We start from the raw sequence: 24,331 nt of genomic DNA on the forward strand, positions 1-24,331 counted from the left end.
TTCTCCATTTCCTGTTGTGTAAAAGTTTCCCGTAAAGAAAAACAGGCCGCGGCAGGAATCATCCACCACGGCCATCGCCTGCTTATTATTCTGATGTAGAAGAATCAGAACTTTCCGTATCGTCTGATTCATCATCCTCCGAAAAAGTAACCTTCGCATTATCTACAAGGAACTGCGCCACCTTAGAATAATACAGATAAGAATTAGAAATATAACTCTTAGAATATTCTTCATAAAGGGCACTCTCATCCTCATATCCATAGCTACTGATTAAGCCGGAAATATATTCGTCAAGCTCATCATCTGTAACTTCCATATCCTCTGTTTCCGCAACCGCACGAAGAACTTCTTCTTCCTTCACGGTTTCACTCATATAGGTCTCTACCTGCTCATCGAACTCATCTTCTGTCATACCCATATAAGTGGAAATATAATCTTCAAGCGAAATGCCGTATGCTTCACAAGAAGATTCCATACTTGCCTTATACATGGAAACCCGCATTTCCAAAAGACCATCCGGTGTTCCGTTAACAGTTGCATTTTCAACTACTGCACTGATTACAGCGCTTTGTGTATCTGAAGTCTTCTGGCTTTCCGCTGTACTTTCAAGATTTTCTTTAACAGCTTCTAGATATTCTTCTTTTGTATCATAACCAAGGTTTTCAGATACATAATCATCTGTCATATTGTCATAAGTAATGTCTTTTTGTTTTATTAATTTATTGATGGTAAAGGTAAATACCGCATCTTTACCTGCATAATCTTCATTGGAATAATCATCCGGAAACGTTACATTAACATCAACTGTATCGCCAACCTTTGCCCCAACAAGTCCTTCACAAAATCCGTCGATAAAGCTTGAACCACTCGTTGTTGCATTATTCGCTATATCAAGATTCACATCCTCTGCACTTCCGCCATCAAATGCTTCTCCATCTATTTTACCGGTATAATCTACATTCACCAAAGAGTCTTCCTTAACCGTATCCCCTTTTGCTTTTACATAAACCGGATTACTGGAAATATCAGACTCAACCTGTTCCTTAACATCATCATCCGTCACTTCATAATCAGAAGCATTCAAAGATACTTCAACACCTTTATAATCACCCAATTTCACATAATCAAGTGCTGTATACTCAATCTCCTCTTGTGCTGTTTCTGATGTACTTGTACTGGTACTGGTTCCATCCGATGCTTTTCCACATCCCACAATTGAAACTGCCATTAATCCGGCACAAGCCAATACTGCAATTCGTCTCAACTCCATAATTCCTAACCTTTCTTCCTTACATTTATTCTGTTTCCACAAAATACATTCTCACATTCATTAAAGATACCATATTTAGTGAAAAATATAAACCCTTTTCATTGATTTTTAACAGAATCAATGTTACAATGAATCTCGAGTTTATAGAACTTAGGAGGAAGAAAAATTGAGTCCAGCAATCATTGCAATGATAATTATTATAGCTGCTTTGGTCGTTGTTATTATCGTCTTGACCATACTTGGTAAGAGGGCACAACGTAAGCGTGATGAACAACAAGTAGAGATTGATAAAGTTGCACAGACCTATTCTATGTTGATTATCGACAAAAAGAAGATGAAATTACGTGATGCAGGATTCCCTCAGTTCGTTTTAGATCAGGTTCCAAAAAGAATGCTTGGTCGCAAGATTCCAATCGTAAAAGCTAAGATTGGACCTAAGATTTCATCCTTCATCTGTGAACCAGATATCTTCGATATGGTTCCGGTCAAAAAGGAAATCAAAGGAACTGTCAGCGGATTGTATCTTACCGGAGTTAAAGGTCTTCGTGGAGCACTTGAAACACCGGAGAAGAAACAGGGATTTATCGATCGTCTTTTCAATGGCAGAAAATAAAACTACAAGATTATAAACGTTTAAAAAGGAAATTGTCACACATCGCGACAATTTCCTTTTTTGTTTTCTTATATTCGATTCATTTAGAACAGTGCCGGCTGTTCCCACAGATTCAGTTTTGTTCCAATGCCAAGTTCCAACGCTTTTTCATAGCACTTCTTTCCCCATGCCACATCTTCTACCGGCATACCACCAACAGAGTAGATGATAACCTGATCGTCAGACTCACGGCCTTTTTCCTTTCCCGCCAGGATTGCTCCAAGATTCTTAATCTCACTCTTATCAAGCTTACCATCATGTACAAGGTCCAGCCATAAGCTACCCGGAATGTAGATTTCATTGTAAGTCGGATAAGGATACTCTTCTGCCCATGCTTCATACAGTTTAATATTGTCGCAAACCAGTTTCGGCTTACCGGAGCAGATATATTCATCAGAAAAATCTCCGGAGCCCGGAATACAAAACAGTGCACCAGGCTTTATCCATGATTCATCAATAAATGGATATGCGCTTCTGTCCATTCCCATCGTTGTCGATGTTGCGAAACTTAAGATATCAGAATCACGCACACACTCTTCAATCGTATCTACTACAGTGATTGTCGTAAACTGCGGCAGATGTTCCTTCACATAGGAGATACAGCGGTCGATAGACTCTTTTCCTCTTCCCTTGATTTTCAATGTGTGAAGTGATGGTCGAAGCGCTGCAAATGTCTCAATCGCCGTAATGTTAATAACGCCCGGTCCTACGATTCCAAGAACTTCAGCATTTTCCAAAGCCAGGTTTTTAACACCTGCTCCCGGAATTCCGGAAGTACGATAAGCAGATAACAGGTTGGCCGACATCAAAGAAAGTGGTGCTCCGGTATCCTTATCATTTAACATGACCATTAGGATGGAACGCGGAAGCCCTTTTTCCCTGTTTTCCACATTAGAACCGTACCACTTCATTCCTGCCATATCTGTCTCACCGCCGACATATGCAGGCATTGCCATAAATCTTCTGTCAGGGCCATTCTTAGGCATATTCGGGAACAGTGGGTGTTCTGGAAATGTCACCATACAACCGTGAGAATTTCCATTTTCTCCACCCATCAGATAATCCCCCTTATCCATGGTAATTAATAACTCTTCCATACATTCTGTGCAGGCAACCACATCATTAACGCCTGCCTTAATCATATCCGGTTCACTTAAATATAATAAATCTAATTTTGTATCGCTCATTGTTTTATCCTCCTGCTTATTCTGCTGCTATATTGATATCTGTTTCATCCGGATTCGTTTCATCCGGCTTAGATGATTTTCTTTTCCTGTGATATTCGTTATATAACTCATTTTCCATTGCCATCACTTCTTTAACCGGGTACGGCTTAAACAGTGGCCGTTTCACTTTAAATCTCACCCAGAAAAATGCGTATACCGCAAGGATGATGACAACAATCGCCACGACTTTATACAAAGACAACTTCACCGCCACATCGGGATCAATGTTGTAAATCATATACGCCGAACCAGCCATTCCCAAGATAGGAATCAGCGGGCCAAACGGCAATTTAAAGTTCCTTGGTGCTTTCGGAAGTCTCCTTCTTAGTAGCAAAACATTCAGATTAGAAATGATATAACTGATTAACCACAGCACTGCCAGAACGGAAATCATATAGGAAATCGAATCCGTTGTAGATAATCCTGTTACATTTAATAGGATAAATACACCCGCTTCAATCAAAATCCCAATATAAGGCGCTTTCTTTTTATTTGTCTTTTGGAAAAATTCCGGAAGTAACCCAATCTTTGACATCCCCATCAGGATATAAGATAGCGATGACATAATCGTATTAACTGAACTGATGGCTGCAAGCAGCGTTACAATCAGCATCCAGTATTTTCCAAGTGGTCCAAGAAGCATCTGTCCGAATAAGATATGCGGCGTTGTACTTGCTCCAAGCTCTCCCCACTGTGTATAATTGCGAAATCCGATGCTTAAAAATGTCTGCATTCCTAAGATGATAACCATGCTAAGCACCATTCCAAGCGGAATATTTCGCTTGGCGTTTTTTGTTTCCTTTGTCAAAGGGATTACATATTCGCCTCCCACAAAAAGGAAGAATGCCAATCCGCATAATCCTGTTACGCTCTTAAAATCAGATGCCAGAACGCTTGGCTGCTCTACCACTTCACCGACGCCGATTCCAAGTGCTCCCATAACACCCATAACCACCATCGAAGCAATCAGGGCAAATGCCACAAAGTCCTGTACTTTGATAAAGACATCAACGCCATTAAGATTAGTCACCATCAAAATCAAAACTAGTATCACGGTAAATATCCACGCCGGAATATTCATATTCTCGAACATACCGGCAAATGTATTTCCAAACATTGCTCCTTCTACCGATCCCGCCAGCGAATTACACAGTGCATATCCGCCTACCATACAGATGATGGTCACAAACGGTCCTACACAAGCCAGTGAAAACTGCGCCAGGCCACCGGTCAAATCCGGCATTAGCGAATTCAGTTCGGCAATTGACATCAGAGTAAAGATATTCACAACGCATGCGATAATCATCGTAATAACAAATGTCAGACCGATTGCGGAAACGCCAAGTCCCAAAGACATTAGGCAACTGGAGCCGACAACCAGTCCCACACCCGTGGCAATAACACTGCCAAGGCCTAATTTCTTTCCATTCATATCGTGTTCCTCCTAACAAATCTTTTTGCAACTTATTTTTATGAATTAATCGAGTGCGCCTTCTTTTAGCGCCTCCATTCCTTCTTCTCCGGTTCGTACTCGAATCGCATTGGTAACCGGTGTGACAAAGATCTTGCCATCACCTATATGGCCGGTGTAGAGTTCCTTTTCCACATATTCTAAGAAAGAATCTACTTCTGCCGTCGGAAGAACAACCATGACAACCTGTTTGGATAACAACAATGGCTCTTCATTTTTTTCAACTTCATATTCACGGGTTCCCATCTGTACTCCACATCCCTTTGCCGAATAAATGGTCATACCCGTAATTCCAAACTTTCCAAATCCTTTTACCAGCTCGGCAACTTTTGCTTCCTTGGTAATAATTTCTACTTTTGATAACTCTTCGATCGCAACTTTCATATGTCTTTCCTCCTGATGTTAAATTTTCGCTTTAAAGCGGTTATATCTTAGCTGGCTGATATCGACCTTTGTCTTTCCATCGATAATCAGCATCGCGAGCTGTTCTCCGACTGCCGGTGCAATCCCGAAACCATGACCTGTAAAGGCGCATGCAATAACAAGTCCCGGAACCTCATCGGTCATTCCCAATACCGGAACGCCGTCTGCACAGGTGTCGATATAGCCGGCCCATGTTCTGACAATTTTGGCATCCTGAAGTTCCGGAAAATACTTCATAATACCTCGGCAGATACACGGCGCCGTAATGGCATTATTCCCCGGTGAATCCGGTGTTCCGCCATCTTTGTTGTCCGTCTCAAGACCGGAAGATCCTCCGAATACAAAGGATCCATGATCCGACTGATGACCATAAAAATCAGCTTCCGCCGTTCCGAGCATCTGGTTAAACATATGCGGCTCAGCTTCCGTTACCAGACACTCCATAAGGTCTTTATGCATCGGAACATCAATTCCGACGGTTGCCAGGATATCTCTGGATTCATATCCTGCGGCCACGACTACATAATCAGCCTCGTACACGTTGTCATGTTCTGTGATAACCTCTCTTAAGCGGCCTCTTATCTTTCGTAAACGAACCACCTTTTCTCCGGTAATAAATCTTGCTCCAAGCTGTCTTGCTTTTCTGTAAAATGCAAGCGTTGTAATCATCGGATTCGCATGTCCGTCTGTCGGGCACCAACTTGCTCCGATTACTTCATCTGATAGATGCGGATTAATCTTCTTTACTTCTTCTGCATCAATCATCCGAACATCTAGACCACACTCGACTGCTCTGTCTGTCAGACCTTGTAAGATTTTAAGATGCGCCGGCGTCTTACCTAGTCTTAAATTTCCTTCCTTGTGATACTCACAGTTCACACCAAGTTCTTTTGAAAGTCCCGGCCACAAATTCTTAATTCCATACATGGCAAGCGGAAGTTCTCTAGGATCACGTCCGGACTGTCTGACGCCGCCTCCGTTTCTGGAAGAACCACCATTTCCGATATGATCACTACCTTCTAATACAATGACGGATTTTCCTCTCTTTGACAGATAATAAGCTGTCGCGCAACCGATTACGCCGCCGCCAACAATAATGACATCTGCTTTATTCTCCATTACGCATCCACCTCCTCATGTCCAAAGATTCTCATCTCTGTCGGTCTCATCGGTGAGCGGGCCGTTGCAGGTTCTAGCTGCGCCGGTGATACCCCAAGTTCTCTAGCAATAATTCCCTTTACCAGTCTCGAACAGGTCTGTCCCTGACAAAGTCCCATACCCGTTCGTAGATATCTTCTTACTTCCGTAACGGTCCACATTCCATCATGGACAGCTCTTCGAATCTCACCTTTTGTAATTTCTTCGCATCGGCAGATGAGCATATCATCATCCGGTGCTTCTATGTATTCACCAATATCGACGGATCGATCTACAACACAGTTCATATTCATTTCCTCCTTAAGCATGTGCAACCTTTTGTCTATGCGCTGCCACTTCTTTTGTCTGATAAAACCTTGCCTTCATCGCGTATTTTTTCGGAACCGCTATCGTAACAAGATTTGTATGGTCAAATGCCTTCATGCTCTTTACCGATACCACTTCGGCCTCACAGACCATCTTGCCGTTTCGTCCCAGTGCAATTCCTACATCCCCTTCTTTTGGAAGTGGTAAGAATTCATATGGAAGCGTTACGGTTGCATAATCTTCTCCGGCATCTTCATCTACCAAAAAGATTGCCTGTCCGGAGCAGCTTGCCACACACATGCCACAATTGATACAAGTACTGTCTTCCACCGAAATCGGAAGATTGGTGATGTGATCTCCGATAGAGATACATCCCTTCGGACATGCATCCTGACAAGGATTACACGGAATATTTTGTGTACATTCAATTACCGGATGAACGCCGACTTTATGAATGACTCCCGGATATCTTTCAATCTCATCTTCTGCGACATAACCATTTAGCAGCAGACTATCTGATACCGGAATTCCTTCCTCCGTCTTATCAAGTTTCTTTCCTCTGTTCTTTGGCGCAAACATTCCCTGGCGAAGGCTTTCTAAATCGTCTTCGAGTTTCGCAAGTTTTGTATCCTTTTCTTCTTTCGTGCAATATCCCAGATATTCGGCTACGCACACACCTGCCATACGTCCTTCAATCATTGCTGAACTTGCTTCTTCAATTCCGGATACATCACCGGCAGCAAAGACACCTGATATTGAAGTTTCTCCATATTCATCTACGATCGGCACCTGTCCGCCTCGCTTTGGATTGTCTTCCATCTTGCAACCTGCCATCTTAAGCAGCTGTGACATCGGTGAAAGTCCGACTGCAAGACATATCGTATCCACATCAAAGTACTTATCTGATCCTTCTATTGGCTGAAAATGTTCATCCACCTCGCTGATGGTAACGCCTGTTACCTGATCTTCTCCATGTGCTTTCGTAATCGTATGTGACAGGTAAAATGGGACTCCTGTACGGGATACCTTTGAAGCATGTACGCCGTATCCGCCAACTCTTGGCGCTGCATCTACCAGTGCTACCACTTCACATCCTGCCTGCAACAACTGGAAGGAAACTACCAGTCCAACATTACCGGTTCCAAGCATCAGGATTTTCTTACCCGGCTGAATTCCATGAAGGTTCATCATGGTCTGTGCAGCTCCTGCACCGATTACCCCCGGCAACGTCCACCCCGGAAATGTCACCATATTCTCAGCTGCTCCGGTCGCAATAATAATGGTGTCACCTTTGTAATGGTGAATCGCATCTGCGATTCTCACACTTACTTCCTTATCCTGATACAGACCGACAACCGTTGCATTTAACACAACTTCCACGCCAGCTTCATCGGCTTCTTTTAACAATTGTGTACCGATGTTGATACCTCTGATTTTTGCCCTGTGTTCTTTCGAACCAAAGAACTTATGGATCTGCTTAAACAGCTGACCTCCGGGTTTTTCATTTTCATCAAATACCACAACCTTCATTCCCATCTGTGCTGCTTCAATCGCAGCTGACAGCCCCGAAGGTCCTGCTCCAACAATGATTACGTCATATCGCTTCATCATACCTACGCCTCCTTTGCCTCAACACCGTACTGTGTCTGGACCACCATGCCCGGCTCAAGCGGTGTCACACATGTTCTGATGTTTGGCTTTCCATCCACGATCATGACACAGTCAGTGCAACGACCGATGGCACAAAACAAACCTCTTGGCTTGTGTTCCTTTTTTGTGTAACGGTGAATCATAACTCCATTTGCCTTTAGTGCAACGGCAATCGGCTCACCTTCATATCCCGTCAAACTTGTTCCGTTGTAGGTAAATGTAATTTCTTTTCCTTTTTCTGTCTCTCCCAAGATTGGATGACTTTCTATTCTGCTCATTGGTAATCTCTCCTTTATCTTAACTTGCTGCGATGGCTGTCATTTCGATTTCCACCAGCTGCGTCGGTCTGTTCAGTGCCGGAATTCCGACTACCGTACATAGCGGCTTAATATCATGAAACAGTTCTGAATATGCATCGCAAATCTTAGCAGACTGTGACATGTCCGTTGTGTAAACTTTCACCTCAATCACTTCCTGTGCAGATGCCTCAGCTTTTTCAAGCAGCTCAATCTGTTTTTTTAGTACGTAATGTGTCTGCTCATATGCATCCTCACCATATACGCTTCCATCCGGCTGAACGGAAGTCGTTCCTCCGATTTTAATAAACGGTCCAACCTGAACCATTCTTGAATATCCAACTTTTTCTTCGAGCGGTGCTCCTGATCCATAATTTTTTCTTTCTAATTCCATGTTCATCACAGCTCCTTTTTAATCTTTATCTCATTTCAAAAGCAAAAGAACGAAGGAGCCGCATCTATTCGACACGAACTCCTTCGTTCTAAAGTTGCTTTCGATTTGCTATTGTAATTATGTTATAGCACAACGTTTTCATTGCGAAAAGCAGATTTTTCTTTTGAGACCACAACCAAAAGGTTGAACTATATGGTATAATTTACCAATAAATCAAAAAATTTCTATTCGATTCATATACATTATGTTAGGAGAAAGTAACTATGACCCAGAAACAATTAACTTATTTTGTTACCGTTTACGAACAAAAAAGCATTTCCAAAGCCGCCAAAATGTTATACATCACACCACAGGCCTTGTCGAAATCACTTGCATCCTTAGAAGAAGAATTACAGATTTCACTTTTTTCGCATACCAGCAACCGCATTGTTCCAACCGAAGAAGCCGCAAGACTGGTTAATCATGCTCGAAACATTATCCTGGAATACGACATCGTGGAAAACCGGTTATTTAAACAAGCAAACATTCGTCATCCCCTGCCCATCTCTTGTACCTATGATTCCCTGCAGGTAATGAGCTCTGAATTTTTTCATTCCTTTATGGTGGAACATCCCAATATCCTGCTGCAGCTTCGTGAATATCCCGACCAGCATATCTTAAAGCAACTTGATCACAATCAAGTTGACCTCGCCTTTTTACCGGGACCTTTAGATTATGACAAATACGAATACACTCCTATATTCTCTGATGACTTTCATCTTATTCTGCCGAAAAACCATCGGCTTGCCGACCGTGATTATATCGATATCGAAGACTTAAAAGACGAACCCTTGGTAATCAAAAGCGGCGACAGCACAACCAGTATCAGTCAATACAGTACCTTTATCGACCACGGCATCTTGCCAAATATCATTTTGGAAACCTCGGACAACTATCTTCTTATGGACCTGATTGCCAGAGGGCAGGCACTTGGCATGGTTTTGGGATTTTTCGCTTCCAAAATCAGCCATCCAAAAGTCGTCACAAAACCATTTCACAATTTGAAAATGTCTAAGACCATCTATCTTACCCAAAAGAAAGATTTTCCGCTCAGTCATGAGGCCAGACATTTTAAAGAAGATTTACTTGATTATATCTATCGTCTATAAAAAAGCCGACATGTTCTCACAAACATGTCGGCTGATTCATTTATTCATATTCAAGCACTTCATCCATATTGCTATGTAACAATTCAAGAAATGTCGGTATGGATTGCATACCGACATTTTTTTACGTGCATGGCTATTTTTCGTCCAAATGACTCGCTAACTTAAGTCCCCATGAGTCATTATTCCACGGAATAGAGTGTGTTTTTCTCAAACAGTCCAATTGCAAATCCCATTCGCATGAATAATGGCATATGTTCATACGCCCGGAAGCTGGTGCGCTCCAATAATTCTTCCAGCGTCAGCACTTCGTAATAGCCATAGGGATTTGCAACCGTAATCGTATCATTTGGAATGTCAGCGCCTACAATCAAGGAATAATGCAGCGTCCATTCATCCCCATACAGCGCCGCCCATTCAAAGGGAACCGGCTTACCGGATTCTAAGGTGTCATACATGATATCGATAAACTCGGTATTCTTTACATACTTGTGCATGGTCGTGGTATATTCCGTGAACTGCTTGTTCATCTCCTTGCAAAAATTTTTGCCGGAGGAAGTCACAACTGTTCCGTATTCATCGAAGAGACTATCCTCTGTCACATTTCCCCCATTCCATGCTGAGAACATCTCAATGACCGCATACCCACAAGAAATGTGTTGCTGAATCACTTCCACGTCACCTACTTTTACCGGATTCTGATACTTCGGATCCGTATACACCGCCGAATAATCGTCCTGCGTTAGCGTAGTACGAATGCTGACAATTAGGAGCAATACAAGGGTGATTGCTACCATCACGGCTAAGATTATTCCTGTGATTTTTGCTGCTTTTTTCATCTTTCTTCCTTTTCTTTCCTTTATTTTGGTCCTCGTCCCCAAGGGCCATCTCCCTACAATCCGGAAGTTATCGAGTTACAATAGTGTCATCAAAAATCCAAATATATCTTGACTTACATTTAAGATATAATGCATATTCAGAAAAGGATGTAGCCAATCTGACTACATCCATCAAAAATCTAAATTGTCATAGAAGTTCCATATTTACAGAAAAAATTTCAAAGGCTCGTTACTTCTTAATTACCTTTGTTCTGACAATCTTTTTTTAATCATAATCCAGCATCGCATCCATATTTCCATGAAGCAAGTCGAGATATTCTTTCATATCTTCTCTTAATTCATCAGAACGAAGCGCACATTCAATGTTCGCCTGCAAAAATCCAATCTTACTTCCCACATCATAACGATGACCCTTAAAATTATATGCATAAACCGGTTGCTGCTTAGCCAATCGTTTTAATGCATCTGTAAGCTGAATCTCTCCGCCGGCTCCTTCTTCCTGCGTTCTAAGCAGATCAAAAATCTCCGGTGTTATAATGTATCGACCAAGTACTGCCACATTTGATGGAGCATCTTCTAATTTTGGCTTTTCCACCATATCTTCTACCTGATAGATATCTTGCACCAGTTCTTTTCCAGCAATAATTCCATATTTATGTACATTTTCATCTGAAACCTTCTGTACACCAAGTACTGAGCCTGCATACTTATCATATACCGCAATCATCTGTCCAAGTGCCGGTGTTTTTGATACGACAACGTCATCTCCAAGAAGTACCGCAAATGGCTCATCTCCAACGAAATGTTCCGCTGTTAATACTGCATGTCCTAATCCTCTTGGTTCTTTTTGTCTTACATAATGAATATTGGCCATGTCAGCAATTTCACGAACCATCTTGAGCATCGCATCTTTATGATGCTTTTCCAGCTCAAATTCCAATTCCATAGAGCGGTCAAAATGATCTTCGATGGATCTTTTACTTCTTCCTGTTACAATGATAATATCTGTAATTCCAGCCTCAACAGCCTCTTCAATAATATATTGAATTGTAGGTTTATCTACAATCGGAAGCATTTCCTTAGGCTGTGCTTTTGTTGCCGGCAAAAAACGTGTTCCCAAACCGGCTGCCGGGATTATTGCCTTTCTTACTTTCATCCCAAAAACTCCTCCTTTTCTTTCTATCATATACTTTATCTCATTTAGTTTTATTTCGCAATATAGGACATTTTCCTTATTTACAAGATTTTTTGCGTATGCTATCTTTTCTATACGCATTTTCTTGCGTCGGGACCGGGATTGGATATCTTCTTTTCAGGAGGTATGTTATGAAAAAGGTCAATTCTATATTACAACGACGATTCCGTATCGCTTTATGCATCATCGGAATTATCATTCTTGGTACGCCTTGTATGCTTCATGCACAAGCGTCTACCATTCCTTTTATCATCATTAGTACTTATCATAAAGTACTTAATATCGATGATTCATTCACATTATATGCATTTACATCAAACGGCAAGAGGCCTTCTTTTAAAAGCAGTTCTTCATCTGTTGCATCCGTCAACACTTATGGTGTCGTCACTGCCAAAAAAGCAGGAACAGCTTGTATCACCGCCAAAATTTCCGGCGCTGAAGCTTCCTGCAAAGTAACCGTATCCAAAACAGGCATTACACTGTCGCACACCTCGGCCACTTTAGAATGCGGACAATCCATTCAGCTAAAGGCCACATCTTCTACCGGAGCCGAATGCTCCTATTCCTCTAGTAAAAGTTCTATTGCCAAAGTATCCTCGACAGGGCGTATCACCGCCCAAAAACCAGGGCAGGCAGAGATTCGTGTGAAGTGTCAAGGCACAACTGCCATCTGCCGCATTCGTGTAAAATCTCCCACAATTACACTCAACAAAAAAAGCGCATCGCTATACCGACTGCGCACCTTACGGTTACATGCGACCACTTCATCCGGCAAAAATGTGACGTATCGTTCCAACAAATCATCTGTTGCCACCGTATCACCAAGTGGTCTAGTTACTGCTGTAAAACACGGCACAGCTACCATCACAGCTAGTTTAGATGGTGCCAGCGCCAGCTGTCAAATTACAGTGAAAAAGCCAACTATGACTATTTCGCCAACTAATGTAACGCTCAAAGTCGGCGAAACCAAACAACTTACCGTGAAGATCTCATCCAATAACGTTCCGGAATACTCATCAAGCAATCCGGCCGTTGCCGACATCTCCGAGCGTGGAGTCATCAGTGCACTCTACCCCGGAAGAGCCACCATCTACGCAAAAGAAGATGGTGTCAAAAAAAGCTGCGTTGTCATTGTAACGCAGCCTAAATAATCATTTGTATTTATCGATTCATTTAATATAAAGAATCCTTTCCCGTTCCCGTATTTATAATTGAAATTCAGCACTATCTTTTGCCAAAATTGTCATATCTATTTCACAATGTGCCATATGTTCATTATTGATTTCCAAATCATATTCAATTGTCACTTCAATTTTTTCTTCGCTTTGTTTAAGATTCACCGACTTGGTATCAATTCCGATTTCCATTCCACCATACGGTGTTTGATAAAATGTTACATGCTTTGTCGTTTCATCAAAAACAAGTTGCACCGTAACCGGTCCTTTTTTGATAATCTCAACATATCCGGGCTCTATCTTGATTCGATTCTTATTTACTTGCCCAAATCCCTCAACCGGCTCATCATATAAAATATAATGCTTATTATTTTTCAAAAAATACGTTCCGCTGTTAATTACTTCAAGCTGCTCTTCATCATCACCTTGTCGCATCTGAAGTCCGCTGATTCGAATTAATATCTCTTTTGTCAAAATTTATCTCCTAATATTCTTCAATCGGCAACACTTGCACTTTATGTACATCAAACGGCTGAATACTGTTGGCAAACCGCATAAATTTTTCCGCAGCATCAGATACATAATATTCATGATCATAGTTCTTACCGTGGCCATCATTTTTGATTCCATGTCCGATAAGCAATTCATTTAGGCTTCTGGCTGTTTCATAAGCCGGATTAACCAGGTTTACTCGCTCGCCCAATACACTGCGAAGCGTTGACCTAAGAAGTGGATAATGTGTACAGCCCATAATTAATGTGTCCACACCTGCTTTCATAAACGGCTCTAAATATCGCTGCGCAACCTGCACGGTTATCGGATCTTTCAGCCATCCTTCCTCAACAAGTGATACAAACAGTGGACAGGCCTTTCCCATAACTTCTGCTTTAGAATTATGTGTCTTTATATATGCCGAATATATCTCACTTCGAATCGTTGCCTCTGTTCCAATAACACCAATCTTATTATTCTGCGTTGTCTCTGCTGCAACCTTCGCTCCCGGCTTAATCACTCCGATAATCGGAATATCCAACTCTTTTTGAATATCATCAAGGGCATATGCACTAGCTGTATTGCAGGCGATAACAACAGCCTTTACCCCTTTTGTCCTCAAAAAACGAATAATCTGATTCGAATAACGCGTCACGGTCTGTTTCGACTTAGTTCCATATGGCACACGCGCTGTGTCTCCAAAATAAACAATTCGTTCATTCGGTAACTGGCGCATAATTTCCCTAGCAACTGTCAAACCACCGACACCGGAATCAAACACTCCGATTGGCGCATATCTTTCTTGTGTATTTTCATTCATGCTAACCTATACTTCCTCCTGCTCGCGAATGATATTTTTCATCTCAACAGCCTGATTGGTTACATGTCTTCGCATAATTTCAACAACAGCATGCTTATCTCTTCGTTTTAAGCCTTCTACAATCTGTCGATGTTCTTCTACCAATGTCGGATAGTTTTCTCTTTCTTTCAGATATTCTACCCGATATCGATACATCTGCTCGCCAAATCCTTTCATAATCTGCCACAACCTATCATTTCCGGTTGATTGATAGATGATATCATGAAATTCAACGTCAGCATTTGTAATTTCCTTCATATCTCCATGTTCAATCTTTTCCTCAAAGTTCTTTTGCGCTTCTTCAAGAAGTTTCATCTGTGACATAGAAATCTGCTCGCAGGCAATGGTAACCGATAATTCGTCTAAAGCTCGTCGAATCTGAAGTACATCCTCCATATCCTTTTCTGTCATCTTCGCTACAACAGCCCCGCGTCTCGGCATCGTAACTGCCATACCTTCTAATTCAAGCTTACGAATAGCCTCTCGAATTGGTGTACGACTAACGCCCAATTGTTCTGCAAGCTGCACTTCCATCAATCGTTCACCCGGCTTTAAATCACCCTTGAAGATAGCCTCTCTAAGTGTCTTAAAAACCACATCTCGAAGTGGAAGATATGCATTTGTACCATTACTGCTTAGTTCTATTTTTTTCAAATCAGCCTTATTACTCATTTATAAACATCCCTTTCTCATCAAACATCCTCCCTATAATTCAGCCTCAAATCACCATCTCTTATTCATCAGCCAACATGAAAGATGTCTTTTCAACGATTTTTTCATATGGAAGTTTTTTCATACTTTCATACGCCTTTTGACATATCATATCATCTAGAAAAACAGCAAATACCGTCGGTCCGCTGCCGCTCATAAGCACATAATCAGCTCCGCACGCCTTTAGTTCTTCCTTGATTTCTCCTACTTTAGGATAAAGTCCTATCGTAACAGATTCCAAATCATTTCCCATTGCTGCAAAACATTCATTCCAATCCTGATTATGAATTCCATCTACAATTCCTTGTATATTCACTTTGTTTCCATCCGAAGAATCAAACGCTTCATAGACTGCTTTGGTAGATACTCCAAAATAGGGCTTCACCAACAAAATACTGCAATTAAGCTTCATAGGAAGCGGCGTCAGTTTCTCACCGATTCCTTCTGCAATCGCGGTATGTTCTATGATGCAAAATGGAACATCCGCCCCGATTGTAACTCCAACATCACACAATTCACGATCGGTTAATTTTTCACCAAACAAGCGATTCATTCCTCTCAAAACCGCAGCCGCATCTGCACTTCCTCCTGCCAATCCCGCAGCCATCGGAATCTTCTTATCGATGGAAATCTCTACTCCATAGTTCTTTCCTACAAATGTTCGAAAAGCTTGTGCTGCTTTGTACGCAAGATTCGTCTGGTCATCCTTAAGCTCTTCCTTTGAAGTACACACTTTGATAAGACCATCCGCACGTTTACGAATGGTCACTTCATCACATAATGCCAAAGATTGCATCACCATATGCACATCATGGTAGCCATCCGGTCGTTTTGAGAGCACTTCAAGACCTAGATTAATTTTGGCATGCGCCTGTTCTTTTATTTCCATATCATCACCATTTATGTATAAATTTATATACCAAATAATAGTTTTTGTATACTTGATTAGAATTATCACACTTTTATAAGAAAAAGTCAATAAAACGGTTGACAAACTCCCCCTTCTACCCGATATAATTAATGTGAACCATATAATTTGTACACGGAAGTACATTGACCATTCTACCAAGGAGGGGTATAATATGGATATTAATACAATTAATAATTACAGAACTACTTATTCAAGTACAACCGCAACTAAGAAGGTTGCGAAATCAGTTGCCTCAGATAACACCAATTCGAAAGCAACAACATCTGAATCTAGTGTTAAGCAGACAACAACCAGCACGGATCGTTCTGCAATTGTCAATCAATTGAAGTCCGATAGTGAAGCAAGAAACAATCAATTAATAAGCTATGTTCAACAGATGATGCAACAGCAAGGTGCTACAATCGGCAATGCTGATAGTGTATGGCGATTCCTTGCAAGTGGCGATTATACAGTTTCTGAAGCCGCTCAAAAGCAAGCTCAGGAATTAATTTCAGAAGATGGATATTATGGTATTGAACAGACTTCTGATCGAATTGTTGAATTTGCCAAGGCTTTAAGCGGTGGCGATGCATCTTATGCGGAAGAATTATTAGACGCATTTAAAAAAGGCTTTAAAGAAGCTACGAAATCATGGGGACAAGAACTCCCGGAGATTTCACAAAAGACTTATGACGCTGTACTTGAAAAGTTCAGTTCCTGGATGAACGGTGATGATACAACAACCACCACTGTTGCTACAGGAATTGATTACTATGCTTGATTCAATTATTTGATTTACCTAAATTCACTCTAATGGAAAGACAGGACCACATGGTCCTGTTTTTCCATTTCCGGGATTTTTTCATACTTCATGTCAACAATACAAAAAGGATGTCGCATGCGACATCCTTTTTCAAATAGATTTCTCTATGATTATTTGTTAGCTACTGCAGCTTTAATCTGCTCTGTCAGCTGTGGAACGATCTTATTAAGATCTCCAACGATACCATAATCAGCAACATCGAAGATTGGAGCATCTTCATCTTTGTTGATTGCAATAATAATATCAGATTCTTCCATACCTGCAACGTGCTGGATTGCTCCAGAAATACCAATTGCAAAATATACATTAGGACGTACTGTCTTACCAGTCTGACCTACCTGAAGATCTTTTGGCTTCCAACCTGAATCTACTACTGCACGTGAGCAAGAAACTGTTCCGCCGATAGCTTCAGCAAGTTCTTCAAGTAATGTAAAGTCTTCTCCAACTCCACGACCACCTGAAACCAAAATCTTAGCATCCATGATATCTACAACGTCTGAAACATTCTTAACGATTTCCTGAATTTCAACATATTTAGCATTCTTCTCAAATCCCGGATTGAATTTGATAATGTCTGCCTGAGCACCCTTCTTAGGCTCAATCTTCTGCATAACACCAGGACGAACAGTAGCCATCTGTGGACGATTGTCCGGGCAAGCGATTGTAGCGATTGTGTTACCACCGAATGCAGGACGTGTCATAAGAAGCTGTTTGTGCTTCTGTTCTGCTTCCTTACCAGGAATAGCCTTCAGAGGGAAATCACCAATTTCAAGTAATGTACAGTCAGCTGTAAGACCTGTTGCAACTCTTGCAGATACGCAAGGACCAAGATCACGACCGATAGCTGTTGCACCTACCAACATGATTTCCGGCTTAAACTCGTTAATTACAGATGCAAGTGCATGTGTATAAGGCTCTGTCATATAGTCCTTTAACATCGGATCATCTACAACGATAACTCTATCTGCACCGTATTCTGCTAACTGATCTGTCAGATCTGAACCTAAATCAGATCCAAGCAGTACAGCTACTACTTTTGCGTCATCAAGTTCAGCTGCAAGTCTGGTAGCTTCACTTGTTAATTCTAAAGCGATTCCGCTTAATTCATTATCGACCTGCTGTGCAAAAACATAAACGTCTTTGTACTGAGCGATCTGTTCTTTTGTCATTGCTCCCATTGTTTATTCACCACATTCCTTTCTTAGATTACATGTTTTGTTAACAGTTTATCCATGATGTAAGATACGCCTTCTTCCGGTGAATCTGGAACGATTTTTTCACCTGCACCCTTACGAACTTTGTCAGATGCACGAGCGATCTTAGTAGGAGAACCTTTCAGACCAAGGTTAGAATCATCAATATCCTTAAGGTCTGATCTACCCCAGGTTGTGATCTTTCCATTGTCAGGATCGCATGCATCGAAGATGCCGCCCGGAGTCATGTAACGTGGCTCATTTAATTCAGCAAGAGCTGTACAAAGTACAGGCATCTTAGCCTTTAAGATATGATATCTGTCATCGAACTGACGCTTAACAACAACGCTATCGCCTTCCACTTTAAGTTCCTGTGTATAAGAAATAACAGGAAGACCAAGGTGTTCTGCAATCTGAGGACCTACCTGAGCAGTATCTCCATCGATAGCCTGACGACCTGTAATTACGATATCATATTCAAGATTTCTAAGTGCACCAGCAAGTGTTGTAGAAGTAGCCCAAGTATCAGCTCCTCCAAGAACACGGTCAGTTACTAAAACTGCCTTGTCAGCGCCCATTGCCAATGCTTCTTTTAATACAGCTGTTGCCTTTGGAAGACCCATAGTTACTACTGTAACCTCTGCGCCGTATTGATCTTTTAATCTAAGTGCTGCCTCAAGACCTGCTTTGTCATCCGGATTCATGATTGCAAGCATTGCAGCTCTGTTCAGTGTACCATCTGGATTGAATTCTACTCCACCTGCAGTATCAGGTACCTGTTTAATACATACTACTACCTTCACGATAATAATCTCCTTTCGTATTCGAATATAATGTCAGAATTAATTATTTCAAAAGATTAGCAGAAATAACCATTCTCTGTACTTCAGATGTTCCTTCGTAGATTTCAGTAATCTTAGCGTCACGCATCATACGCTCAACATCATATTCTCTGATGTAACCGTATCCACCATGTAACTGAACAGCCTTTGTTGTAACTTCCATAGCTGCTTCAGCTGCATATAATTTAGCCTGTGCTGCTTCGAAACCATAATTTTTCTGAGTATCTTTTGCACGAGCTGCTCTATAAACGAGAAGCTGAGCTGCCTGCATCTTAGTTGCCATATCAGCAAGCTGGAACTGTGTATTCTGGAACTGAGAAATTGTTCTTCCGAACTGCTTTCTTTCCTTTACATAGTTAATTGTTGTCTCAAGAGCACCTTCACCAAGTCCAAGTGCCTGTGCAGCGATACCAATACGTCCTCCATCAAGAGTATGCATAGCAACAGCGAATCCCTTACCCTTTTGTCCAAGTAAGTTTTCCTTAGGGATACGGCAATCCTGGAAGATAAGCTCATAAGTAGCTGATCCACGGATACCCATTTTCTTTTCTTTTGTACCGAATGTAAATCCAGGTGTTCCTTTTTCAACGATAAATGCGGAAATTTCTTTCTGCATTCTTCCACGCTTTTCAACTTTACCCGTAACGGCAATTACAATATAAACGTCTGCATAGCTTCCGTTTGTAATGAAGCACTTAGAGCCATTTAATACCCATTCGTCTCCATCCAATACAGCCTTTGTCTGCTGTCCCTGTGCATCAGTACCTGCACCCGGCTCTGTAAGACCAAAAGCACCAATCTTCTTACCTGCAGCAAGATCCGGAAGATATTTCTTCTTCTGTTCTTCTGTACCATAAGTAAGAATCGGATCACAACAAAGTGATGTATGTGCAGAAACAATAACTCCTGTAGTACCGCAAACCTTAGATAACTCCTCTACACACATTGCATATGTAAGGATATCACATCCTTGTCCACCATACTCCTTAGGAATAGGGATACCCATGAAGCCGGCCTTAGCCATTTTCTCAACCGTCTCCACCGGGAAACGCTCTTCTTCGTCTACATCCTGAGCTAAAGGTTTTACTTCATTCTCAGCGAACTCTTTGAAGAGAGTTCTTGCCATTTCGTGTTTTTCTGTTAAAGCGAAATCCATTACTTTACCTCCATTTTTAAATATGGCATAATCTCATTATTTTTTCATGCCTTTTATATTACTTAAATTCCTACTAATTATTTGCTGTAGTCATAAAAGCCTTTTCCGGATTTGACACCAAGCTGTCCTCCACGTACCATCTTCTTAAGAAGTGGATGAGGACGATACTTTGGATCACCAAATTCATCATAGAGTACATTCATAATTGCAAGGCAAACATCAAGACCGATTAAGTCACCTAATGCTAAAGGTCCCATCGGATGATTTGCACCTAATTTCATAGCTGCATCAATACCTTCCACTGAAGCTACTCCATCTGCATAAATTCCCACAGCTTCATTAATCATCGGAACTAAAATTCGATTTACAACGAAGCCTGCTGCTTCTTCCACCTGTACAGGTGTTTTTCCAATGTCTTCTGAAATCTGCTTGATTTTGTCTACCAATTCTGCCGGTGTATTCAATCCAGCAATTACTTCTACCAGTTTCATTACCGGTGCCGGATTAAAGAAATGCATACCGATCATTGGTCTATCCAGTCCCTGTCCGATTGCAGTAATAGAAAGGGATGATGTATTTGTAGCAAAGATTGCATCTTTTTTACAAATTTCCTGTAATTCTTTAAATGTCTGCTGCTTAATCTCAAGATTTTCGATTGCAGCCTCGATAATAAGATCGCAGTCTGTACAAATGTCTTTCACACCGGTCTTAATTCTTGCCAGTATTGCATCTGCATCTGCCTGTTCCATCTTTCCTTTGGCAATTCTCTTTTCAAAACCCTTTTGAATTTTCTTCTTACCATTTGCAGCGAATTCATCGTTAATGTCGCAAAGGCATACATCATATCCTTTTGCTGCGAATGCCTGCGCAATGCCTGAACCCATTGTTCCTGCTCCAATTACTCCAACTACCATGATTATTTCCTCCTTAGAGTATATTTGTTGAGATATGCCAATTAATAGTTTTCCATCAATCACATATTCTCTGATTTATTTATCCGTGAGTCATATTGGCTCACCCTATTAAATTATATGGAGGGAACAATCATTCCCTCCATATAAAATAATTCTTTAATTAAATCGAAAGAACTGCTTATTTGTACTTTCTAACGATAGTAGCACAACCCATTCCACCACCGATACACAGTGTAGCAAGTCCGAGTTCAGCCTTATCATTATGCTTCAAATCATGAAGAAGTGTTACGAGGATACGGCATCCTGAAGCTCCTACCGGATGTCCAAGAGCGATAGCTCCTCCGTTTGGATTAAGAACTTCATCCTTAAATCCAAGTTCTTTCTGTACAGCTACTGACTGAGCTGCAAATGCTTCATTAGCTTCGATTACATCAAAATCGTTGATATCTGTGATACCTGCAATCTTCATTGCTTTACGTGTTGCAGGTACAGGTCCGATACCCATGATCTTAGGATCGCATCCGCCAAGTGCACCAGCTTCAAAGTAAGCAAGTGGTGTGATTCCAAGTTCTTTAGCCTTGTCTTCAGACATAACTACGATAGCTGCACCACCATCATTAATTCCTGAAGCGTTACCAGCTGTAACAAGTCCGCCTTCTTTTCCTGAACAGCATTTCAGTTTAGAAAGAGTTTCAGCTGTTGTTCCAGCACGAGGACCTTCATCCTTTGTAATCTCTACCATTTCTTTTTTAATCTTTACGGGAACCGGAACGATTTCTTCATCAAATGCGCCAGCTTCCTGAGCTGCAACTGCCTTCTGCTGAGACTTAGCTGCAAATTCATCTAACTCTTCACGAGTCAGTTTCCACTGATCACAAATATTCTCAGCTGTGATCATCATATGATAATTATTGAATGCATCCCAAAGAGCATCATTAATCATGCAGTCAACAAGTGTTCCATTGTTCATTCTGTATCCGAAACGAGCTTTCTTTAAAGCGAAAGGTCCCTGTGACATATTTTCCATACCACCAGCTACTACGATATCAGCCTGACCAGCCATAATCATGTTAGCTGCTTCGTTTACACACTTAAGACCAGAACCGCAAACTACATTTAACGAGAATGCAGGTACTTCTTCCGGAATTCCAGCTGCAATTGATGCCTGACGAGCAGGGTTCTGTCCTAATCCAGCCTGGATTACGCATCCCATCATAACTTCATCAACATCTTCCGGTTTGATTCCGGCTCTTTCAACAGCTGCTTTGATTGCGATTGCTCCTAACTGTACTGCAGGAACATCTTTGAACTGTCCACCCATCTTACCGATTGGTGTACGAGCTGCACTTGCTAAAACTACTTTTCTTGCCATTTTTTTCGTCTCCTTTAATAAGAATAAATATATTTTTTGTCCACGCGGTTTCCTTATTAATGGTTTATCGCATAGGCAAAATTATTTTAGCACTCTGATTTGCATTTTGCAACTACGCGAGGACATTCAAACGAAGGAATCTCCGTTTATTTACATCTCATTCTCCGTCATGATTTTAACGAAGCTTTTCGATTATCAAATATCTACTCTGTTATTTTTTTAACAAAATAGCTTAAAAAATAAACTGCGCTCAAACACTAGGCATTACCGGTGCTATCACGCATCGCTAAACATCTCTTTATCAGGGATAATTCGGTCATTTCACGTTACCCCACAAACAAAAATAGATTATCATATTTAATTTTCATTTGCAATAGTCCTGCCTTACTTTTTTAAAAATATTTCTATTTTTTTTAAATTCCGAGCTTTTCTCGTTAATATATTAACCGTATACTAATCGCGAATTCGCATCACATTATTTTATTTGTCAATTTTTCACAATTATTTTGTTATATTTTCTACACTTACCCGTTCCCGGCTAAAATCTTAGGTATTTTCAAACATTTATAAGTTATGATACAATTTTTCAAAGGGTGTTTTTATTGCAAAAAAAGGGGTAACGCTTATGCAATTTATTAAAAATGAGGATTTAAAGGCCGGCATCCGACTTGCCCGACCTATTTTCGACAAAAATGGTACACTTCTATACGATCGAGGAAGTGCATTAACTTCCGGAAACATTCCAAGTATTCGCAAATTCGGTTTTCCGGGTCTATTCGTTCTTGAACCGGCCGAACCGATTCCTCCGATCACGCAAGAAGAATTAGAATACGAACGTTTCCAGTCTATTGTTCTCCATCGTATAAGTGAAGACTTTCATTCACTTCACAATGCACATGCACCGGAAAACATGGATACGCTCACCACACAAATCATGAACCTTTACGGTAATTTTTCACATCGTATGATTTTTGTACAAGATCTTCGAAGCGAGGAAGATGCTCTTTATAAGCATTCACTTAACGTCGCTATTCTCTGTGCACGTCTAGCTAACGAGATGAAGCTTGATGTAATGTCCAAATACAGTGTCATATATGCCGCACTACTTCATGATATCGGGCTGGATTCTGATATTGCCCGTCACAGAAAGCGTTTGATTGATTTTTCGAATGATATTCCCGAGATTTTTACCCCCGAGATGGAATACTATTTCAAAATTGATTACGAGGATCGAAACTCCGGATATGAGATTCTTCATGCCGAATACAATGACTATGAACTACCGGATAAGGCACTCAACATCATGCATCAATTTAATCATGTCTTTTTCCATCCCCAAATGCCACTCAACGAACGACTGGCAGAGTTTTGGGAACCGGAAACACACATTCTTCATGTTGCCAATATGTTTGACGTGCTTACCTGCATGAATAGTTTTCACGAACCGCTTTCGTTCATGAGAGCCATTCGCTATCTAAAAAAACACAAAGACTTCTACGATTCCAATGTTGTAAATGCTTTGTGCCGTTCTCTTAGCATTCTTCCTGCCGGCGCCTGCGTCGATCTTAACAATGGGGACAAAGGAGTTGTCCTTGCAGAAAATATTGAAGACTTTGAGTTTCCGGTAATTTTTTCTTTTAACTCCAAAAAACTGATTGATTTATCACAATCGGATTCCCAAAACGAACATTGGATTATTGATAACATGCGAATGATGGACAACCGTCCTAAAATGGATGCCGAAACTTTAAAGCACTTTATTGCTGATCCGGGACTCATTAACACCACCAGAATGATTCAAAAAAAGCTGCTTGCTTCCCACGAAAGACTTGCTAAACAAGGCATTGTTATATAAAACA

General features: G+C 41.0%; 25 protein-coding genes. 5 read left to right on the forward strand and 20 right to left on the reverse strand.

Going from position 1 to position 24,331, the window contains the following annotated elements:
- Positions 1 to 85: 85 nt before the first annotated feature.
- Positions 86 to 1,270: a trigger factor gene (gene tig / locus BLS20_RS06465; protein ID WP_090173453.1), complete on the reverse strand. Its 1,185-nt coding sequence runs from the start codon at positions 1,268 to 1,270 to the stop codon at positions 86 to 88.
- Positions 1,271 to 1,436: 166 nt separating this feature from the next.
- Here tig and BLS20_RS06470 point away from each other — a divergent pair, with 166 nt between their 5' ends.
- Positions 1,437 to 1,883 (forward strand): hypothetical protein, encoded by a 447-nt coding sequence (locus tag BLS20_RS06470; RefSeq protein ID WP_090173455.1) that lies wholly within the window; start codon positions 1,437 to 1,439, stop codon positions 1,881 to 1,883.
- 83 nt (positions 1,884 to 1,966) lie between these two features.
- Here the strand turns inward: BLS20_RS06470 and BLS20_RS06475 are convergent, their stop codons facing one another.
- The 8 genes from BLS20_RS06475 to BLS20_RS06510 are packed head-to-tail and all read right to left on the reverse strand — an operon-like array spanning position 1,967 to position 8,846.
- Positions 1,967 to 3,109: a tyramine oxidase subunit B gene (locus tag BLS20_RS06475; protein WP_090173457.1), complete on the reverse strand. Its 1,143-nt coding sequence runs from the start codon at positions 3,107 to 3,109 to the stop codon at positions 1,967 to 1,969.
- 16 nt (positions 3,110 to 3,125) lie between these two features.
- The gene (locus BLS20_RS06480) at positions 3,126 to 4,580 is read right to left on the reverse strand and encodes an APC family permease (RefSeq protein ID WP_090173458.1); all 1,455 of its coding nucleotides are present in this window, start codon (positions 4,578 to 4,580) and stop codon (positions 3,126 to 3,128) included.
- A 45-nt stretch (positions 4,581 to 4,625) separates the two neighbouring features.
- Positions 4,626 to 5,003, reverse strand: a complete 378-nt coding sequence (locus tag BLS20_RS06485; protein ID WP_090173460.1) for a P-II family nitrogen regulator — start codon at positions 5,001 to 5,003, stop codon at positions 4,626 to 4,628.
- A gap of 18 nt (positions 5,004 to 5,021) precedes the next feature.
- Positions 5,022 to 6,161, reverse strand: coding sequence for an NAD(P)/FAD-dependent oxidoreductase (locus BLS20_RS06490; RefSeq protein ID WP_090173462.1), 1,140 nt, complete (start codon positions 6,159 to 6,161; stop codon positions 5,022 to 5,024).
- Positions 6,161 to 6,487, reverse strand: coding sequence for a (2Fe-2S)-binding protein (locus tag BLS20_RS06495; protein WP_090173464.1), 327 nt, complete (start codon positions 6,485 to 6,487; stop codon positions 6,161 to 6,163). Before BLS20_RS06495 ends, BLS20_RS06490 begins: the two co-directional genes overlap by 1 nt.
- 13 nt (positions 6,488 to 6,500) lie before the next feature.
- Positions 6,501 to 8,114 carry an FAD-dependent oxidoreductase gene (locus BLS20_RS06500; protein ID WP_090173658.1) on the reverse strand — a complete coding sequence of 538 codons (1,614 nt, stop codon included), beginning with the start codon at positions 8,112 to 8,114 and terminating at the stop codon, positions 6,501 to 6,503.
- Positions 8,115 to 8,119: 5 nt separating this feature from the next.
- The gene (locus tag BLS20_RS06505; RefSeq protein ID WP_090173466.1) at positions 8,120 to 8,434 is read right to left on the reverse strand and encodes a (2Fe-2S)-binding protein; all 315 of its coding nucleotides are present in this window, start codon (positions 8,432 to 8,434) and stop codon (positions 8,120 to 8,122) included.
- Positions 8,435 to 8,453: 19 nt separating this feature from the next.
- Positions 8,454 to 8,846 (reverse strand): Rid family hydrolase, encoded by a 393-nt coding sequence (locus BLS20_RS06510; RefSeq protein ID WP_090173469.1) that lies wholly within the window; start codon positions 8,844 to 8,846, stop codon positions 8,454 to 8,456.
- Between the two features lie 263 nt (positions 8,847 to 9,109).
- Between BLS20_RS06510 and BLS20_RS06515 the strand changes: the two genes are divergently transcribed.
- The gene (locus BLS20_RS06515) at positions 9,110 to 9,994 is read left to right on the forward strand and encodes a LysR family transcriptional regulator (RefSeq protein ID WP_090173471.1); all 885 of its coding nucleotides are present in this window, start codon (positions 9,110 to 9,112) and stop codon (positions 9,992 to 9,994) included.
- Positions 9,995 to 10,173: 179 nt separating this feature from the next.
- On the opposite strand, the gene BLS20_RS06520 is transcribed toward BLS20_RS06515, so the two are convergent.
- Positions 10,174 to 10,830 carry a C39 family peptidase gene (locus BLS20_RS06520; RefSeq protein ID WP_090173659.1) on the reverse strand — a complete coding sequence of 219 codons (657 nt, stop codon included), beginning with the start codon at positions 10,828 to 10,830 and terminating at the stop codon, positions 10,174 to 10,176.
- Between the two features lie 265 nt (positions 10,831 to 11,095).
- Positions 11,096 to 11,986 carry a UTP--glucose-1-phosphate uridylyltransferase GalU gene (gene galU / locus BLS20_RS06525; RefSeq protein ID WP_090173660.1) on the reverse strand — a complete coding sequence of 297 codons (891 nt, stop codon included), beginning with the start codon at positions 11,984 to 11,986 and terminating at the stop codon, positions 11,096 to 11,098.
- Positions 11,987 to 12,156: 170 nt separating this feature from the next.
- On the opposite strand from galU, the gene BLS20_RS06530 reads away from it, so the two are divergent.
- On the forward strand, positions 12,157 to 13,176 hold the full coding sequence (locus BLS20_RS06530) for an Ig-like domain-containing protein (protein WP_176762320.1): 1,020 nt from the start codon (positions 12,157 to 12,159) through the stop codon (positions 13,174 to 13,176).
- A 54-nt stretch (positions 13,177 to 13,230) separates the two neighbouring features.
- On the opposite strand, the gene BLS20_RS06535 is transcribed toward BLS20_RS06530, so the two are convergent.
- The 4 genes from BLS20_RS06535 to ispE all read right to left on the reverse strand — a co-directional run bounded on the left by BLS20_RS06535 (position 13,231) and on the right by ispE (position 16,151).
- Positions 13,231 to 13,674 (reverse strand): YwiB family protein, encoded by a 444-nt coding sequence (locus tag BLS20_RS06535; protein ID WP_090173476.1) that lies wholly within the window; start codon positions 13,672 to 13,674, stop codon positions 13,231 to 13,233.
- A 10-nt stretch (positions 13,675 to 13,684) separates the two neighbouring features.
- Positions 13,685 to 14,512: a glutamate racemase gene (gene murI / locus BLS20_RS06540; RefSeq protein WP_090173478.1), complete on the reverse strand. Its 828-nt coding sequence runs from the start codon at positions 14,510 to 14,512 to the stop codon at positions 13,685 to 13,687.
- Positions 14,513 to 14,518: 6 nt separating this feature from the next.
- On the reverse strand, positions 14,519 to 15,223 hold the full coding sequence (locus tag BLS20_RS06545) for a GntR family transcriptional regulator (protein ID WP_090173480.1): 705 nt from the start codon (positions 15,221 to 15,223) through the stop codon (positions 14,519 to 14,521).
- Positions 15,224 to 15,284: 61 nt separating this feature from the next.
- Positions 15,285 to 16,151 (reverse strand): 4-(cytidine 5'-diphospho)-2-C-methyl-D-erythritol kinase, encoded by an 867-nt coding sequence (ispE, locus tag BLS20_RS06550; protein ID WP_090173661.1) that lies wholly within the window; start codon positions 16,149 to 16,151, stop codon positions 15,285 to 15,287.
- Positions 16,152 to 16,344: 193 nt separating this feature from the next.
- Here ispE and BLS20_RS06555 point away from each other — a divergent pair, with 193 nt between their 5' ends.
- A complete protein-coding gene (locus tag BLS20_RS06555) occupies positions 16,345 to 16,953 on the forward strand; it encodes a hypothetical protein (RefSeq protein WP_090173483.1) in 609 nt (202 codons plus the stop codon).
- A 152-nt stretch (positions 16,954 to 17,105) separates the two neighbouring features.
- Here BLS20_RS06555 and BLS20_RS06560 read toward each other — a convergent pair whose 3' ends face one another.
- The 5 genes from BLS20_RS06560 to BLS20_RS06580 form a co-directional block, all read right to left on the reverse strand.
- Positions 17,106 to 18,173 carry an electron transfer flavoprotein subunit alpha/FixB family protein gene (locus BLS20_RS06560; RefSeq protein ID WP_090173485.1) on the reverse strand — a complete coding sequence of 356 codons (1,068 nt, stop codon included), beginning with the start codon at positions 18,171 to 18,173 and terminating at the stop codon, positions 17,106 to 17,108.
- A gap of 23 nt (positions 18,174 to 18,196) precedes the next feature.
- Positions 18,197 to 18,991, reverse strand: a complete 795-nt coding sequence (locus BLS20_RS06565; protein WP_090173487.1) for an electron transfer flavoprotein subunit beta/FixA family protein — start codon at positions 18,989 to 18,991, stop codon at positions 18,197 to 18,199.
- A 43-nt stretch (positions 18,992 to 19,034) separates the two neighbouring features.
- The gene (locus BLS20_RS06570; RefSeq protein WP_090173489.1) at positions 19,035 to 20,186 is read right to left on the reverse strand and encodes an acyl-CoA dehydrogenase; all 1,152 of its coding nucleotides are present in this window, start codon (positions 20,184 to 20,186) and stop codon (positions 19,035 to 19,037) included.
- A gap of 77 nt (positions 20,187 to 20,263) precedes the next feature.
- Positions 20,264 to 21,100 carry a 3-hydroxybutyryl-CoA dehydrogenase gene (locus BLS20_RS06575; RefSeq protein WP_090173492.1) on the reverse strand — a complete coding sequence of 279 codons (837 nt, stop codon included), beginning with the start codon at positions 21,098 to 21,100 and terminating at the stop codon, positions 20,264 to 20,266.
- 178 nt (positions 21,101 to 21,278) lie between these two features.
- Positions 21,279 to 22,472 carry an acetyl-CoA C-acetyltransferase gene (locus BLS20_RS06580; protein ID WP_090173494.1) on the reverse strand — a complete coding sequence of 398 codons (1,194 nt, stop codon included), beginning with the start codon at positions 22,470 to 22,472 and terminating at the stop codon, positions 21,279 to 21,281.
- A 625-nt stretch (positions 22,473 to 23,097) separates the two neighbouring features.
- Here BLS20_RS06580 and BLS20_RS06585 point away from each other — a divergent pair.
- Positions 23,098 to 24,327, forward strand: coding sequence for an HD-GYP domain-containing protein (locus BLS20_RS06585; protein ID WP_090173496.1), 1,230 nt, complete (start codon positions 23,098 to 23,100; stop codon positions 24,325 to 24,327).
- Positions 24,328 to 24,331 lie beyond the last annotated feature (4 nt).

This window comes from Eubacterium oxidoreducens (genome assembly GCF_900104415.1).
Classification (GTDB): domain Bacteria; phylum Bacillota; class Clostridia; order Lachnospirales; family Lachnospiraceae; genus Eubacterium_C; species Eubacterium_C oxidoreducens.